Source organism: Streptomyces sp. NBC_01288, assembly GCF_035982055.1.
Lineage (GTDB): Bacteria > Actinomycetota > Actinomycetes > Streptomycetales > Streptomycetaceae > Streptomyces.
In genome coordinates this window covers 4,224,167-4,239,401 of the sequence record NZ_CP108427.1, presented here as the reverse complement: position 1 = coordinate 4,239,401, position 15,235 = coordinate 4,224,167, and the positions used below count along the sequence as shown (strand labels likewise).

Here is a 15,235-nt window from a genome sequence, read left to right as displayed (position 1 = left end):
CAGCCCCCTCGTCCTCCAACGCCGCCTTGAGATCGGCTTCCTGGGGTGAGGGAGGACAACGTGAGAGTCCGGTACTTCTTCGATGCGGTGGGGCAGTCGACGGAATTCCATCCGCAAATGAGTGCGCGGCTCTGCTCCGGGTTCGGCGGGGGTTCGGACAGTGCGTCCGGCTGCGGCTATTCGGGCGAGTGCGGAAACCACGCGTCTGCCGGGGGCCGACGAGGCCCGAGGGCGAGTGCGCGATGGACGCGGTGGTGTGGTGACGAGAGGGGTTTTCGGCGGCTGGCCTCGTGGGCGCGCGCCCTGCGGTGGGAGCCTCACGTTCACGGTGGCGCGCCGAGCACACCGGGGCCGGCGTCCAGGGCAGCCGGTGCGTCCACGTCAGCTACGGCAAGAGCGGCTGGCGTCAGATACCGGCCAAGGAGGCCACGAGTTCGTCCACGGCTTTTCGGAGGTTCTGCACATCCTTCGCCACCGGGCCGACCTTCGGTTGCTGGGCGTCCACGCCCTTGTGACGTGAGGTGAGTCCGGTTCGGTCGTCCCGGGCAGCTTGTGCCTTTTCCCGAGCGGTGCTGAGGGCTGCCTTGATCTTCTCGATCGCTTTTTCGTTCTCGCCGACTCGATGCGGCAGACCTTTGATCGTCTGCTGTATTTTCTCCTCGGCCTCCTTGGCCTGCCGCTCCAGTTGTTCCTTGGCCTCTTTGGCCTGCCGCTCCGCATCCTCCTGCTGGCGCTGTGTCGCGGCACGTTCCCTGAAGATGGAGTCACGCAGCTTGCCGACGTTGTTCTGCAGCTTGCCGACCCACTTCACGTTCTTCTCGTCGAGCTTCTTCCACAAAGTCAGGTCGATCTTGAGGATCTGCATGTCTATCTTGATCGCGGTCAGACCGAGGGTCGACAGTGCTGCGGTGCCTGCGGCACCCAGCGCCACCCAGCGGAGCCACTTCACCTTCTCCGAGAGTTTGGCGGCCGTCGCGTCGAGAGTGTCGAGTCTGCTCCGGAATGCGGAGATCTGCCCGGGCAGTTTTTCCAGAGAGGTCAGCCGCGATGCCACGTCCGGGCTCTTCGCCAGTGAGCCCAGGCTTTTCTGGATATCGGCGACGGTGCTCTGGACACCGGGGAATTCCTTTTCGAGTTTGCCTAGATCCTTGTCCAGTTGATCAACGCTTCTGCTGCTCACTTTTCCTCGCAGTTGTCTCGTCGGGGTGTTGTGTGGGTTGCGGTCGGATCGTCAAGGCGGCAACCACTACTACGGCCCCGGTGGACAGGCGGAGGTCAGCCGGTGAACGCCTGGGCCAGGGCCAGAGCGGCGAAGAGGGCCGCTGTCGCGGCGCAGATGGCATACGCCGCAGCATCTGTGCCGCGGACCCGGTGCCCCTCGAAGCGGGTGACGTGGATCCGGGTCGGCTTCGCGGGGTCGTAGACGATGTCCATCGAGTCACCCCGGGCGAAGCCGTTCGATCCGTCAGGCTTGGACGTCAGGGACTCCGCCTCGACCTCCGTGCCGTCGGGCAGGCAGAAGATCACCAGGACGCGGTGACGCGGGTCGGAGTCGGCATCGGTCGTCGAGCGGAAGCCGGACACCTGAGCGGTGGTCCGGACGCCGTGGCGTCGCAGTCGGTAGATCTCCCAGGCCGATGCCGTGCACGCGGCGGAGACTCCGAAGAGGATCAGGGAGACGGGAGCCCACACCCATATGGTCACCATAAGGGCAGTGTAGGAGCCGAGATGAACAGCCTGGATTTCTAAGGGCGTTGATGGATGATCGGCAATGGGCAGGGGATGCCCGGTCTCCTGCGGCGAGTGTTACGACGTCGATGTGGTCGGCTGTGGGCCGAGGGGCAGAAGTACCAGAAGCGATACGCGGACGACGATGCCGGCCAGCAGGGCCGTGAGGAAGCCGTCGACGTGGAGGCCCAAGTACATTTCGGAGTTGAGCCAGGAGACGAGCAGCCAGATCAGGGTGTCCTGAACGATGCCGATCGCGGCTTGAAGCAGCAACAGGATCGGGGAAGCGTTTCGGATGTTGCTCGGATAGGTGTAGATCAGTTGGTTCAGGACGAGGAAGACGCAACTGCCCAGCATTATCGGCATCCATGACGGATCGTCAGTTGTCAGGCTGACGCCAGGCAGAAGGGTGGCGAGTGCCACGCCCAGGCACGTACCGAGCACCCGTCTTTTCTTGTACATGCCGGGAATCATGGGGCTTTGCTCCTGGCGGACGCAAGAGTCCAGCCCGCCGCTACGGCTCCGTACGCAGCAGACCTGAACCCAGGGCCCCCGAGAACTCCGTCCACGCCCTCCGGCTCACTGTCGCCCACGGCAGTTCCGGGTGCTTCGAGTCGCGGAGGGCGATGAGGGGGCCGGCCTCAGCCATCTCGACGCAGGCGTTGGCGGATGCCTCGGAGTACGAGGACTTGCGCCACTTCGGCTCGGACACGGGGGCACCTCTTACAGGTCGTCGGCGATCGAGAGGATGAGGTCTCTCGACTTGTTCGGATTCAACGCGACCTGTTCGACCAAGTCCAGCCGTCGCCGGAAGTTGGCCAGTTGGGTCGGTGAGTCGAAGAACACCGCGCCGATGGGGGAGTCCACCTCCACTGTGTCCAGGTGGGCGCTGGCGGCGGAGACGTACATCAACGTGTCGCCGGCCATGGGGAAGCCCTCGGCGGTGAACGGGATCACCAGCAACCGGACGTTGGGGCGCTCGCTCTCCTCCAGTAGCCGACCGAGTTGGGCCTTGGCGACCCGGCGGCCTCCTGTGCGCATGCGCAGCGCCGTTTCGTGGACCAGGCCGACATAGGGAACACCCGGGGCGTCCGCGATCACGGCGTGGCGCCCCAGGCGTTGGGCGATCCTCAACTCGACCTCCAGACGCGGCAGTGCCGGGACGAAGAGGTCGAACAGCGCCCGTGCGTGCTCCTCGGTCTGGAACAGGCCGGGGATGTGGGCGGTTTGCAGCGTGCGCAGGCCGGTGGCGTGATGTTCGAGTTCCGCCACGTCCAGGAAGTCCGGCGGGATCTTGCCCCGGTACTCGTCCCACCAGCCCTTCGAACGTCCGCCGGTCATCGATGCCAGGGCGTCGATCAGTTCGGTGTCGTCGCACTCGTAGATGCTCGCGAGACGGCGGAGGCGGTCCTCGCTGATGCCGAATCGGCCGGCCTCGATGTTGGAGATCATCGTCCGGTCGGCGCCGAGCCGTTCGCCCGCGACCGGGGCGGACATGCCGACGCCTTCACGCAGTCTGCGCAGCTCGGCCCCGAAGCGCCGTTGGCGAATGGTGGGGGTCTGTCGGGGTGCCATGGATCAACTCCTCGCTCGCGCGCACAGTTTGCCGACCGGTGAGCACGGCGTCCACCCAGTTGGAGATCGGTACTCGTTTTAGCGAATTAGGTAGCACGCGTTTTAGATCTCCCGGTAGCTTGTGAGGCAAGCCACTCATCGACTCCCCGCGAGGTGAACGATGGATCTCCCTCCCTTCAACACCACCCCCACCCGCGTCGGTTGGGACACCTCCGCCCTCGACCCCCTCCGCCCCGTTGCCGAAGCCCGGCACCGCACCCGCGTATGGCTCCAAGAGCATTGGGGGCTGGGCGAGTTGGTCGATTCCGTCGAGCTCGCCGTGGGCGAACTGTGCACGAATGCCGTGCGGCACGGAGGTGGCCTCGCGGGGCTGGAGTTGACGCTTGGGGCCGGGCGGCAGTTCGCTCCGCCGGTGCTGCGGGTGATGGTCAACGACCACGCGCCCGGGCGGGTGCCCGAACTCCCCCTGGATGTCGACCCATTCGGCGAGGGCGGGCGAGGGCTGCGGCTCGTCGAGGCGTTGGCGCGGCGGTGGGGATGGCATCGCACCGGGTTCGACGAGAAGCAGGTCTGGTGCAGCTTCGCCCTCGCGTCCGGATCCGCCCGCAACGGATCGGCGGATCCGGACAGTTCACCTCACGGACCTCACCGCTGAGGTCCCGTCGCGGCCGACTGGCTACGGCGTTCGCTCGCCCGGTCGTGGGCCAAGTGCCAGCAGAAACAGGACAGTTGCCCGGACGATGACGCCGCCAAGCAGCGCGGCCAGGAAGCCGTCGACATGGAAGCCGGCCTGCGTCTTGCCGCTCAGCCAGGAGGCGAGCAGCCAGATCGGGGTGTCCTGCACGATGCCGGTCACCAGTACGTCGAAGAGTGCCGATATCGCTATCGCGTCGATGCTCGACGGCAAGGCGGCGGTAAGTGTCACCTCAACCGTCTACGGCCGCCCGCCCCGCCCCCGCCCCGCCTCCGTCAACGCGTCCGTCCACCCCGCCGCGTACGCCCGCGACTCCCGTGTGAGCAACTCCTCGTACAGCCGGTCGAGCAGGGCCGTGCGGTCGGGGGCCGGGGAGTGCAGGAGGTGGGCGAGGCGGGTGTAGGTGTCGATCGGCTGCTGCGGGGAGTGGCTCGTGCCAGTCGCCATGTCGTCGTCCTGCTTTCCTGTCTGTCCGCTCGGCTGGTGGTACAGGTGGCGCTCCCGAGGCGTCCGAAGCGTCTGTTCGAACTAGTGTACGAGTAATCCCGGGGTGCCGTTCCGTGTTTGCCGAAGACCGCCACCCGCTCAGCGGTCCGGACCTGCGGTGATGCGGGGTGCGGTGGCAGTTGTGCCAGGTTGGTGAAGTAGGATCCGGCCGTTCTCCCGTCGGTGAATGAAAGGTGAATTACCGGGCCCTGTGAGGCATTTGAGGGCCTGTCTACGACGGTGGGTGGCCGACAGGGCGGCCGTTCTCGCGCTGGGGGGCGCGGTGGGGCACGGACGAGAGCAAGGCCTACGGGGTGGATGGGAACGCGAGCGACGCGCGGCAGACGCATGTGATCGACTGGCTTGAACAGGCTCCCGACCTACCACATCTCATCGCCCGACTGTCCGAACTGGTCCTACGGCTCGGCCACGCGCCCGACGACCTGGTGATCCTGCCCCGCGCCGAACTCGACCGGCGTGAACTGGCCGCCTACAGCGCGGGCTGGGCCGACGTCGTCGAGGAGCAACTCCCGTCCGTGCGGCGGGCGTACGAGCAACGCATCACCGCCGCCTACCTCCAGGGCCAGGAGGACGCCCGCACCGGACGCCGGCCGCGCCGGGTGCGGGATCGCGATCACGTCGGTGGTGACGTCATCCAGCTTCCGTACGTCCAACTGCTGAGCCCTCCACCCGAGTTGACGCGAGTAGAAGAGCTCGGGGAGCGGGAGCGGGTGGTGGCGGATGGGCCGCGGGACCAGGTGAACCCCGACCCCGACCTCGGTTCCGACCCTGACCTCGACCCCGATCCCGATCCCGACATCCTGGTCACCGCCCGTGACGTCCGGGAGAAGCGCGCCGCACCCGCCGAACGGCGTTCGGTCGTACGGCGCAACGGGCGGCCCAGCGTGCCTCCGCTGAACGCCGGCACCGGGCGCGACAAGGGACGTAGAACGGAGTCGTCCGAACCCTCGCTCGCCCCGCCCGCCCCGCCCGGCGCCCGGAGCGAGGAACGTCCCCGGCTCTCCGCCAAGGCCCGTGCCCTCGCGGACGAGTTGGAGGGACGGGCCTCCGGCGGGCGCCAGGACGAGGAGACGGGGTCGGCGGACTGACAATCAGCCGAAGAAACAGGCCAGTTGGACCGTCGACGGCGTCGCGTCCGCGGCCGGCGTCTTCTCGGTCTGCCTGCCCGGTGTCTCCTCGTCCCCGGTCTCCGGCTGCTCGTAGGAAGGGCGCGGTACCGGTGCCGGTGGCTCCGGCTGGTCGCCCTCCTCGGAGTTGACGGAGGCGAACATCCAGTTCGCGGCGGCGAGATGGTCCACGGCGGCGGCCAGCAGATGGTCGGTCACCGACCAGTCGGCGGCCTCGCCGTGCAGCTCCCGGTTGAGGGCGCTGTCATGTGGCAACTGCCGTACGAGCACGGTGAGTCGGCGCGCGGAGAGCCGGTCACGGTGCCAGTCGAGCAGATCGATGCCGTAATAGCGGAGCAGGTCCGCTTCGAGGGCCTCGGCGTGTTCGTCGACGAACCCGACGAGGCTCAGCCTTCCCCCAGGCCGAGCCCGGTCTCCTTGCCGTAGGCCTCCAGGATGGCGGCGATGTCCTGCATCGTGACCTCGTGCTGCTCGAAGCGGGTGAACTGCTTCTCGCCCAGGAGGAGTCGGAGCAGCCCGTCCACGTCGTTGTCGTCGAGCTTGCGCAGCGCCTTGGCGGTGGCGCGGGTCAGCTCGGTGGGGAGGGTGTAGCTCTCGGTGTCGAGTTCGAACGACCAGGTGCGGCCGAGGGCTTCGAGCCGCTGGGCGCGGGCTGCGTTGACGTCGAAACGGGCCATGGCGATGAGTGCTCCTTAACAGGCGGCAGAGGGAGGGGAGTTGGGCCCGGGGGGGACAGACACGGGTGCCTGTCCCCCCCGGTGGGTCAGGACGCGGCGTACGCGGCGTCCTTCATCACGAAGCTGGCCAGCGGCGAACCGTCGGCGGCGGACATGGCCGTGTAGGTGATGCCGAGCTGGGCCGCGGACTTGCGGGCCAGCTTGATGTCGTCGGCCGCCGTGACCTGGCCGCGCGGGACGCCGAAGCGGTAGGTCACGGTCGAGCCGTCGCCGGCCCGGACGTCCGTGAACTCCAGCCCGAGAGCGCGCACATCGGCGAACGGCCGGTCGGCGATGTCGTACTTGTAGACGCCCGTCGAACCGGTCACCGCGCCCACCGCACCGCCGCCCATGAAGAACGGCAGCGTGTCCTCGTTGAACTGCATCAGCGAGAACTTCAGGGTCAGATCGCGGTCCGAGTACACGAAGTGCACCGGGCTGACGGCCTGCCACACGTCGACCGGCTCCAGCTTGTCCTTCTTGCTGAAGGTGACACCGTCTCCCGAGGTGAAGCCGAGGTTCTTCCAGGTCGCCCAGTCCGTGGCGGTGTCGGAGGAGAACGTCGACGGTACGGCGGTGTCGGCCGGGGCGACGTAGAGGCGGCCTACGCCGGCGATGCGGATCTCGGAGGAGTTGGTTCCTGCCATGGGTGAATCTCCTTGTTCTTATGGGGTGTTGTCGTACTCGGGAGCTCCGGGTACGAAGAAGGCCCCGCCGGGGGGTGGCGGGGCCTTCGGTCTGTGGGGCGCGGAGCGTGGAGCGTCCGTGAGGATCAGGGGTCAGTAGACGTCCACGTACACCTTCATCACCGTGACGTAGCGGTTGGCCGCGGAGTACAGGTAGTCGGGCAGCCAGCGCGGGCCGTCCTGCTCCTCGACCTCGGTGACGAGGTTGGTGCCGTACTTGTTGTTGGCCATCGCCAGTACGGCCTGGCGGGCGTCGTTGGCCAGGACGTGCGCGGCCTGCTTGGTCGGGCCGTACACCTCCAGCTCGATCAGCGGCTGGTCGACGTGGCGCTCACCGACCCAGGCGCCGCCGCGCCGGTTGACGAACACGGCGGCGGCCGTGCCGTCGAAGCCCGACGGCGCCTGTACGGCGACGATCGCGCCGGAGAGCCGGGAGTCGTCCTCCAGGATGTCGACGATCATCGCCTCGACGTCGGGGAAGGCGCTCGGTGGAGTGGGTGTGGTCATGCCGGGTCACCTCGGGGCAGCTTCGGGAGAGCGTGCGGGACGCGACGAGGCACTGAGCGGCCGACCTGCGGGCGCAGCTCCGCCGCTGCACCAACTGTGACAGACGAGCGTGCGCGCACGCAACTAAAAACCGACGGTGCGTGAGGCGCCTGGGATTTGGGTGGGGGTGGAGCGGGGTGGGGGAGTGGGGGCGGTAGGGCTGGGGGAGGTGCTTGGGTGCGGGGAGGGAGGGACCAGTCCCCTCGTGTCGCGAACCAGTGATCGCCGACGGGCGACCGGCGGCCGGCCGGTCAGCCGGTCAGTCGGTCACCAACAGTCGTGCGTCCTCAGGTGCCATGTCCGCCGCCGCCGGCACGTCGTTCGGCAGGAACTGCTCGACCACGCGCACGAACATCTCCCGCCGGTCGGCCGGCACCCCCAGCAGATCGGCGACCTCCTCCAGCGTGGGGCGGCGGGCGAACTCGGCGCCGGGTGCGGGGGAGGCCAAGTAGTCGTGGGGGTCGGCGAGTTCCTCCGCGGTCAGTCGGCCGGAGCGGATGAGCATGTCGCGGACCGGCACGCCCAGCACGCGGGCGAGCCTGCGCGTGGTCTCCAGGTCCGGCATGCTCTGGCGCTGCAGCAGGCGGGTGACGGCGGCCCGGTGGACGCCCGCCTCGTCCGCTATCCGGGACTTGCCGCCGCCGCGTGGGCTGTCGATGTCGTAGCCGCGTTCGCGCATCAGGTCCTCGACCCACGCGGCGAACGCGTCCAGATCCTGGCTGGTCATCTGTGTGCTCGCTTCCTTTGGATGGCAGCGAGTTTAGCTTGCTTGCGCGCAAGGAATTACGTGCTCGCGTGCAAGCACTGAGAAAAACCGCCCCAATTAAGGGGAGGTTCGGTGGAGATAGGGGTGTGATCACCGGTTTCGTGACAGGTGGTCGTCGCTCCTGTGAGGCGAGTGACCAAAGTTTACGTTGCGAGCGCGCGCGCAATCTGTAAACCTGGTCGACCTGGACGGCACGTGCCAGACGCTCGTGCCACCCCCGACCTATAGGGAGGCCCCATGTCCACCGACTCGTGCTCACCACCCCGCCCCCACGACAAACGCGCCGGCTGGCAGACCGCCGCCGCCTGCGCCGGGCTCCCGCCCAAGGCCGTCTTCTCCAAGAAGGTCAAGGAGGCGGCCCCCGTCCTGCGGGCCTGCGCCCGCTGCACGGTACGGCGGGACTGCGAGCGGATCGTCGCCCCGGCCGACAACTGGTTCGACGGCGTCTGCGGCGGCCGCCTCTACCGTTCCGGCCGCCCGGTCGAGATCCCCGCGCACCTTCTCCCGGCCATGTCGGTCATGCCGGCTTCGCGGGGAGGCTCCCTTGCCTGACCTGAGCCCGGTGCCCGACCCGAGCCCGGCGTCCGCCGGGACGGACCCGACCGCGCACGCCGCCCTCTGGATCGGCACGCTGCTCCAGCAGTTCCCCGAACTGGCCGTCGAACTCGCCCCCGGCCGCACCGCGCCGGCCCACTGCGCACCCGCCCCGCCGCCCCCGCCCGACCTCGCCGACCGGCTCCGCGCGGAGCGTGCGGAGGCCCTCCTCCTGGAGCAGCGGCACGGACTGGTCGCCCCCGGCCACAGCGCGGCCCCGCTCCGCCTGCACATCTCCGACACGATCCGGGACATCACGGACGGCGTCGTAGAACTGGAGGAGGCCGTGCGGGACCGGCTCGGGCTGCCTCGCGTGCGGCGGGCGTCCGTGCCCGAGCGGTTGCGAAGGATCGCGGAGCTGCTCGACGAGGTCGCCGGCGACGCCGTACTCGCGGCGCATGTACGGGACGAGACCCGGCGGATGGCACGGCGGTGCGCCCGCGCCCTGGGGGACAGCGAGACCGTCGTACGGGTGGCGGGCCGTTGCCCCTGGTGCGACTCGGTGTCGCTGCGGGCCTTCCCGGACCGCGGCGCGGTGCTCTGTGTGAACCCCGGCTGCCGTTGTTCGGCGCCCGACTGCGGCTGCCACGACGACCCGGCCTACCGGCACACCTGGGACGAGGGGGAGTGGAGCCGATGACGACACCGACGAGGACCGGAGCGCCGACCCTGATCCCCGGTCCGCTCGCCGCGCGGGAGGCCGGGGTCGCGCCCGCCACCATCCGCAAGTGGGTCCAGCTCGGCCGGCTCCGGGCGGTCGGCAGGGCGGGCCGCGCCCAGCTGTTCCGCCTGGAGGACGTGTTCGCCGCGGAACGCACCGCCCGCCGCACCCGCTGACACCGGTCAACCCGCCCCCTATATACGGGAGATCTACGGGGGCGGGGTGGCCGGCCTTTTTGGGTATCGATCGGTATCGGTGGGGAACCGGTGCCGTTTTCGGTGCGTTGGAGCATCATGGAGGCATTCGGTCTCCGGCGCCGGGGGAGGTGTTCCGTGTCGTACCCGACACCGTGGCAGGGGCAGTGGCCGCACCAGCCGTCGCCGGGACAGGGCGGGGGCTCCATGCTGGCCGCCACCGCCGACCGGGAGCGGGCCGTGGACGTGCTCCGGGCGGGTTTCGCCGAGGGCCGGCTGCGGGAGGACGAGCTGGAGAAGCGGGTCGCCCGTGCCTACGACGCCCGTACGGTGGGCGAGTTGATGCTGCTGGTCGCCGATCTGCCCCAGGGGCCGCAGGCGACCCCGGTCGTCCAGGGGCCGCCGATGGGTTTCCGGCCGGTGCCGCCGACGTTTCTGCCGTCCCCGGTGTCGCAGACCAACGGCAAGGCGGTCGGCGCGCTGGTCTGCGGCCTGCTGACCGTGCCGACGCTCGGACTCACCGGCATCCCCGCGGTGGTTCTCGGTCACACCGCCCGCGCGGAGATACGGCGGACCGACGAGGTCGGCGAGGGGATGGCGCTGACCGGACTGGTCTTCGGCTGGCTCTCCATCGGGGGCTGGGCGCTGCTGATCCTGCTGGGTCTGATAGCGGCCGTCGCGTCGCCGGGCTGAGGGTTCCGTGCCGTCCGACCGATGGCTCCGAGCCGTAGATTCGAAGATCGCGGACGGGGCGCGGCTTCGGCATCTCCCGTGTCGAGCCGTGGGTGGCACCCATTTGTTTTGACCGCAGCGAATGAGGTAGGTACGCTCCTACCTTGTGCCTGGGGTGTGCCCTGGCTCCCGTGCGTGCCTTGAACCGCACTAAGGGAGCCGACACTGGCCACCGCGATCTGCGCCCCTTTTGCTCACCGGCGAAAGTCTGCGGGATTCGACACACCCGACCGCGTGGGTCGGCGACGTTCCAGGTTAGCTTCACCATCGGCACACAGAAACCGGAGAAGTAGTGCCTACGATCCAGCAGCTGGTCCGGAAGGGCCGGCAGGACAAGGTCGAGAAGAACAAGACGCCCGCACTTGAGGGTTCGCCCCAGCGTCGTGGCGTCTGCACGCGTGTGTTCACGACCACCCCGAAGAAGCCGAATTCGGCCCTGCGTAAGGTCGCGCGTGTGCGTCTGACCAGCGGGATCGAAGTCACCGCTTACATTCCGGGTGAGGGACACAACCTGCAGGAGCACTCCATCGTGCTCGTGCGTGGCGGTCGTGTGAAGGACCTGCCCGGTGTTCGCTACAAGATCATCCGCGGTTCGCTTGACACCCAGGGTGTCAAGAACCGCAAGCAGGCCCGCAGCCGCTACGGCGCCAAGAAGGAGAAGTAGAAAATGCCTCGTAAGGGCCCCGCCCCGAAGCGCCCGGTCATCATCGACCCGGTCTACGGTTCTCCTCTTGTCACCTCCCTGATCAACAAGGTGCTGCTGAACGGCAAGCGCTCCACCGCCGAGCGCATCGTGTACGGCGCCATGGAGGGCCTGCGCGAGAAGACCAGCAACGACCCGGTCATCACGCTGAAGCGCGCGCTGGAGAACATCAAGCCCACGCTTGAGGTCAAGTCCCGCCGCGTCGGCGGTGCGACGTACCAGGTTCCGATCGAGGTCAAGCCCGGTCGCGCCAACACGCTCGCGCTGCGCTGGCTGGTCGGTTACTCCCGCGCCCGTCGCGAGAAGACCATGACCGAGCGTCTGCTCAACGAGCTTCTCGACGCTTCGAACGGCCTCGGTGCGGCCGTCAAGAAGCGCGAGGACACCCACAAGATGGCCGAGTCCAACAAGGCCTTCGCGCACTACCGCTGGTAGTCGCTACCCACGACGAGACCGAGAGAAGACCGAAGCCTTATGGCTACCACTTCACTTGACCTGGCCAGGGTCCGCAACATCGGGATCATGGCTCACATCGACGCGGGCAAGACGACCACCACTGAGCGGATCCTCTTCTACACCGGCGTCAGCTACAAGATCGGTGAAGTCCACGACGGCGCCGCCACCATGGACTGGATGGAGCAGGAGCAGGAGCGTGGCATCACGATCACCTCTGCTGCCACCACCTGTCACTGGCCGCTTGAGGACGACGACTACACCATCAACATCATCGACACCCCGGGGCACGTCGACTTCACCGTCGAGGTGGAGCGCTCGCTGCGCGTCCTCGACGGTGCCGTCACGGTGTTCGACGGTGTCGCCGGTGTCGAGCCGCAGTCCGAGACGGTGTGGCGTCAGGCCGACCGTTACGGCGTGCCGCGCATCTGCTTCGTCAACAAGCTCGACCGGACCGGCGCGGAGTTCCACCGCTGCGTCGACATGATCAAGGACCGCCTCGGTGCGGTGCCGCTGATCATGCAGCTTCCGATCGGTGCCGAGATGGACTTCAAGGGCGTTGTGGACCTGGTCCGCATGAAGGCGCTCGTGTGGTCCGCCGAGGCCGCCAAGGGCGAGATGTACGACGTCGTCGACATCCCGGCCACGCACGCCGAGGCCGCCGAGGAGTACCGCGGCAAGCTGGTCGAGGCCGTCGCGGAGAACGACGACGACATCATGGAGCTGTTCCTGGAGGGCATCGAGCCCACCGAGGAGCAGCTGTACGCCGCGATCCGTCGCGTCACCATCGCGTCCGGCAAGTCCAACGGCATCACGGTCACCCCGGTGTTCTGTGGCACCGCGTTCAAGAACAAGGGTGTCCAGCCCCTGCTCGACGCGGTCGTGCGCTACCTGCCGACCCCCCTGGACGTCGAGGCCATCGAAGGCCACGACGTCAAGGACCCCGAGGTCGTCGTCAAGCGCAAGCCGTCCGTGGACGAGCCGCTGTCCGCGCTCGCGTTCAAGATCATGAGCGACCCGCACCTGGGCAAGCTCACCTTCGTCCGGGTCTACTCGGGCCGCCTGGAGACTGGCACCGCGGTGCTGAACTCCGTCAAGGGCAAGAAGGAGCGCATCGGCAAGATCTACCGCATGCACGCGAACAAGCGTGAGGAGATCGACGCGGTGGGCGCCGGCGACATCGTCGCCGTCATGGGCCTGAAGCAGACCACCACCGGTGAGACGCTGTGCGACGACAAGAACCCGGTGATCCTGGAGTCCATGGACTTCCCGGCGCCGGTCATCCAGGTCGCCATCGAGCCCAAGTCCAAGGGTGACCAGGAGAAGCTGGGTATTGCCATCCAGCGTCTCGCGGAGGAGGACCCCTCCTTCCACGTTCACTCGGACGAGGAGACGGGCCAGACCATTCTCGGCGGTATGGGCGAGCTGCACCTTGAGGTGCTGGTCGACCGTATGAAGCGCGAGTTCAAGGTCGAGGCCAACGTCGGCAAGCCGCAGGTCGCGTACCGTGAGACGATCCGTAAGGCCGTCGAGCGCGTGGACTACACCCACAAGAAGCAGACCGGTGGTACCGGTCAGTTCGCCAAGGTGCAGATCGCGATCGAGCCGATCACCGAGTCGGACGGCCCGGCGTACGAGTTCGTGAACAAGGTCACCGGTGGCCGTATCCCGCGGGAGTACATCCCGTCGGTGGACGCCGGTGCGCAGGAGGCCATGCAGTTCGGCATCCTCGCCGGGTACGAGATGACGGGTGTCCGCATCACGCTTCTCGACGGTGCCTACCACGAGGTCGACTCCTCCGAGCTCGCCTTCAAGATCGCCGGATCGCAGGCCTTCAAGGAGGCCGCGCGCAAGGCGTCCCCCGTGCTCCTTGAGCCGATGATGGCCGTCGAGGTCACCACGCCCGAGGACTACATGGGTGAGGTCATCGGCGACATCAACTCCCGCCGTGGTCAGATCCAGGCCATGGAGGAGCGTGCCGGTGCACGTGTCGTGAAGGGCCTCGTGCCCCTCTCGGAGATGTTCGGCTACGTCGGCGACCTCCGCAGCAAGACCTCGGGTCGCGCAAGCTACTCGATGCAGTTCGACTCCTACGCCGAGGTTCCCCGGAACGTCGCCGAGGAGATCATCGCGAAGGCCAAGGGCGAGTAACACACACCGTTTGCACGCTTTAGGCTTGACACCGACCGCCGGGGCTCACCCGGGAGGGCAGACCCCGGCGGACGGCATCCCAGCAAAGATCACCTGGCGCCGATGAGTAAGGCGTACCAGAACCACTCCGCAGGAGGACCCCAGTGGCGAAGGCAAAGTTCGAGCGGACTAAGCCGCACGTCAACATCGGCACCATCGGTCACATCGACCACGGTAAGACGACCCTCACGGCCGCCATTACCAAGGTGCTGCACGACGCGTACCCGGACCTGAACGAGGCCTCGGCCTTCGACCAGATCGACAAGGCTCCTGAGGAGCGCCAGCGCGGTATCACGATCTCGATCGCGCACGTCGAGTACCAGACCGAGACGCGTCACTACGCCCACGTCGACTGCCCCGGTCACGCGGACTACATCAAGAACATGATCACGGGTGCCGCGCAGATGGACGGCGCGATCCTCGTGGTCGCGGCCACCGACGGCCCGATGCCGCAGACCAAGGAGCACGTGCTCCTGGCCCGCCAGGTCGGCGTTCCGTACATCGTCGTCGCCCTGAACAAGGCCGACATGGTGGACGACGAGGAGATCCTGGAGCTCGTCGAGCTCGAGGTCCGTGAGCTCCTCTCCGAGTACGAGTTCCCGGGCGACGACCTGCCGGTCGTCAAGGTCTCGGCGCTCAAGGCGCTTGAGGGCGACAAGGAGTGGGGTCAGACGGTCCTCGACCTGATGGCCGCCGTCGACGAGTCGATCCCGACCCCCGAGCGTGACGTCGACAAGCCGTTCCTCATGCCCGTCGAGGACGTCTTCACGATCACCGGTCGCGGCACGGTCGTCACCGGCCGTATCGAGCGTGGTGTCCTGAAGGTCAACGAGACCGTTGACCTCATCGGCATCAAGCAGGAGAAGACCACCACCACGGTCACCGGCATCGAGATGTTCCGCAAGCTGCTCGACGAGGGTCGCGCGGGCGAGAACGTCGGCCTGCTCCTCCGTGGCATCAAGCGCGAGGACGTCGAGCGCGGCCAGGTCATCATCAAGCCCGGCTCGGTCACCCCGCACACGGAGTTCGAGGCCCAGGCGTACATCCTGTCCAAGGACGAGGGTGGCCGTCACACGCCGTTCTTCAACAACTACCGTCCCCAGTTCTACTTCCGCACCACGGACGTGACCGGCGTCGTGACCCTCCCCGAGGGCACCGAGATGGTCATGCCGGGCGACAACACTGAGATGACGGTTTCGCTCATCCAGCCCGTCGCCATGGAAGAGGGCCTGAAGTTCGCCATCCGCGAGGGTGGCCGCACGGTGGGCGCCGGCCAGGTCACCAAGATCAACAAGTAGTCTTGATCTGACCCGGTAGCTTTTCCAGAGGGGCCCGTACGACTTCGGTCGTACGGGCCCCTCTG

The 15,235-nt window shown here is 67.7% G+C and carries 22 protein-coding genes; 10 read left to right on the top strand and 12 right to left on the bottom strand.

Annotated features, from left to right (window positions below; all coding sequences use genetic code 11):
• Positions 1-406: 406 nt before the first annotated feature.
• The 5 genes from OG194_RS18555 to OG194_RS18535 form a co-directional block, all read right to left on the bottom strand.
• Positions 407-1,180, bottom strand: a complete 774-nt coding sequence (locus OG194_RS18555; protein ID WP_327401944.1) for a hypothetical protein — start codon at positions 1,178-1,180, stop codon at positions 407-409.
• A gap of 95 nt (positions 1,181-1,275) precedes the next feature.
• Positions 1,276-1,707, bottom strand: a complete 432-nt coding sequence (locus tag OG194_RS18550) for a DUF3592 domain-containing protein (protein WP_327401943.1) — start codon at positions 1,705-1,707, stop codon at positions 1,276-1,278.
• A 99-nt stretch (positions 1,708-1,806) separates the two neighbouring features.
• Positions 1,807-2,202: a hypothetical protein gene (locus tag OG194_RS18545; protein ID WP_327401942.1), complete on the bottom strand. Its 396-nt coding sequence runs from the start codon at positions 2,200-2,202 to the stop codon at positions 1,807-1,809.
• A 40-nt stretch (positions 2,203-2,242) separates the two neighbouring features.
• Positions 2,243-2,440 carry a DUF397 domain-containing protein gene (locus OG194_RS18540; RefSeq protein WP_327401941.1) on the bottom strand — a complete coding sequence of 66 codons (198 nt, stop codon included), beginning with the start codon at positions 2,438-2,440 and terminating at the stop codon, positions 2,243-2,245.
• Between the two features lie 11 nt (positions 2,441-2,451).
• On the bottom strand, positions 2,452-3,303 hold the full coding sequence (locus tag OG194_RS18535) for a helix-turn-helix domain-containing protein (RefSeq protein WP_327401940.1): 852 nt from the start codon (positions 3,301-3,303) through the stop codon (positions 2,452-2,454).
• Positions 3,304-3,463: 160 nt separating this feature from the next.
• Here OG194_RS18535 and OG194_RS18530 point away from each other — a divergent pair, with 160 nt between their 5' ends.
• Positions 3,464-3,958 carry an ATP-binding protein gene (locus OG194_RS18530; RefSeq protein ID WP_327401939.1) on the top strand — a complete coding sequence of 165 codons (495 nt, stop codon included), beginning with the start codon at positions 3,464-3,466 and terminating at the stop codon, positions 3,956-3,958.
• A gap of 21 nt (positions 3,959-3,979) precedes the next feature.
• On the opposite strand, the gene OG194_RS18525 is transcribed toward OG194_RS18530, so the two are convergent.
• Both OG194_RS18525 and OG194_RS18520 read right to left on the bottom strand, forming a co-directional pair.
• Positions 3,980-4,228 carry a hypothetical protein gene (locus OG194_RS18525; protein WP_327401938.1) on the bottom strand — a complete coding sequence of 83 codons (249 nt, stop codon included), beginning with the start codon at positions 4,226-4,228 and terminating at the stop codon, positions 3,980-3,982.
• A gap of 9 nt (positions 4,229-4,237) precedes the next feature.
• Positions 4,238-4,444, bottom strand: coding sequence for a hypothetical protein (locus tag OG194_RS18520; RefSeq protein WP_033279999.1), 207 nt, complete (start codon positions 4,442-4,444; stop codon positions 4,238-4,240).
• A 353-nt stretch (positions 4,445-4,797) separates the two neighbouring features.
• Here OG194_RS18520 and OG194_RS18515 point away from each other — a divergent pair, with 353 nt between their 5' ends.
• A complete protein-coding gene (locus tag OG194_RS18515) occupies positions 4,798-5,592 on the top strand; it encodes a hypothetical protein (protein WP_327401937.1) in 795 nt (264 codons plus the stop codon).
• Between the two features lie 3 nt (positions 5,593-5,595).
• Here OG194_RS18515 and OG194_RS18510 read toward each other — a convergent pair whose 3' ends face one another.
• From OG194_RS18510 to OG194_RS18490, 5 genes are all read right to left on the bottom strand, one after another.
• On the bottom strand, positions 5,596-5,952 hold the full coding sequence (locus tag OG194_RS18510) for a hypothetical protein (RefSeq protein WP_327407126.1): 357 nt from the start codon (positions 5,950-5,952) through the stop codon (positions 5,596-5,598).
• Between the two features lie 65 nt (positions 5,953-6,017).
• Entirely contained in the window at positions 6,018-6,308 is a 291-nt protein-coding gene (locus OG194_RS18505; protein ID WP_200691634.1) for a hypothetical protein, read from the bottom strand.
• 86 nt (positions 6,309-6,394) lie between these two features.
• Positions 6,395-6,994, bottom strand: a complete 600-nt coding sequence (locus tag OG194_RS18500; RefSeq protein ID WP_327401936.1) for a phage tail tube protein — start codon at positions 6,992-6,994, stop codon at positions 6,395-6,397.
• Between the two features lie 132 nt (positions 6,995-7,126).
• Positions 7,127-7,540, bottom strand: a complete 414-nt coding sequence (locus tag OG194_RS18495) for a hypothetical protein (RefSeq protein WP_327401935.1) — start codon at positions 7,538-7,540, stop codon at positions 7,127-7,129.
• Between the two features lie 298 nt (positions 7,541-7,838).
• Positions 7,839-8,306 (bottom strand): helix-turn-helix domain-containing protein, encoded by a 468-nt coding sequence (locus OG194_RS18490; RefSeq protein WP_327401934.1) that lies wholly within the window; start codon positions 8,304-8,306, stop codon positions 7,839-7,841.
• Between the two features lie 276 nt (positions 8,307-8,582).
• On the opposite strand from OG194_RS18490, the gene OG194_RS18485 reads away from it, so the two are divergent.
• The 8 genes from OG194_RS18485 (at position 8,583) to tuf (ending at position 15,170) form a co-directional block, all read left to right on the top strand.
• A complete protein-coding gene (locus tag OG194_RS18485) occupies positions 8,583-8,897 on the top strand; it encodes a WhiB family transcriptional regulator (protein ID WP_327401933.1) in 315 nt (104 codons plus the stop codon).
• A gap of 1 nt (position 8,898) precedes the next feature.
• Entirely contained in the window at positions 8,899-9,579 is a 681-nt protein-coding gene (locus OG194_RS18480) for a hypothetical protein (protein WP_327407125.1), read from the top strand.
• The gene (locus tag OG194_RS18475; RefSeq protein WP_327401932.1) at positions 9,576-9,776 is read left to right on the top strand and encodes a hypothetical protein; all 201 of its coding nucleotides are present in this window, start codon (positions 9,576-9,578) and stop codon (positions 9,774-9,776) included. The genes OG194_RS18480 and OG194_RS18475 overlap by 4 nt, the downstream gene beginning before the upstream one ends.
• 156 nt (positions 9,777-9,932) lie before the next feature.
• The gene (locus OG194_RS18470; protein ID WP_327401931.1) at positions 9,933-10,487 is read left to right on the top strand and encodes a DUF1707 and DUF4190 domain-containing protein; all 555 of its coding nucleotides are present in this window, start codon (positions 9,933-9,935) and stop codon (positions 10,485-10,487) included.
• Positions 10,488-10,818: 331 nt separating this feature from the next.
• Positions 10,819-11,190, top strand: a complete 372-nt coding sequence (gene rpsL / locus OG194_RS18465) for a 30S ribosomal protein S12 (RefSeq protein WP_003948652.1) — start codon at positions 10,819-10,821, stop codon at positions 11,188-11,190.
• A 3-nt stretch (positions 11,191-11,193) separates the two neighbouring features.
• The gene (rpsG, locus tag OG194_RS18460; RefSeq protein ID WP_005481264.1) at positions 11,194-11,664 is read left to right on the top strand and encodes a 30S ribosomal protein S7; all 471 of its coding nucleotides are present in this window, start codon (positions 11,194-11,196) and stop codon (positions 11,662-11,664) included.
• 39 nt (positions 11,665-11,703) lie between these two features.
• Positions 11,704-13,833 carry an elongation factor G gene (gene fusA / locus OG194_RS18455; RefSeq protein ID WP_327401930.1) on the top strand — a complete coding sequence of 710 codons (2,130 nt, stop codon included), beginning with the start codon at positions 11,704-11,706 and terminating at the stop codon, positions 13,831-13,833.
• Positions 13,834-13,976: 143 nt separating this feature from the next.
• Positions 13,977-15,170, top strand: a complete 1,194-nt coding sequence (gene tuf, locus OG194_RS18450) for an elongation factor Tu (protein WP_327401929.1) — start codon at positions 13,977-13,979, stop codon at positions 15,168-15,170.
• Positions 15,171-15,235 lie beyond the last annotated feature (65 nt).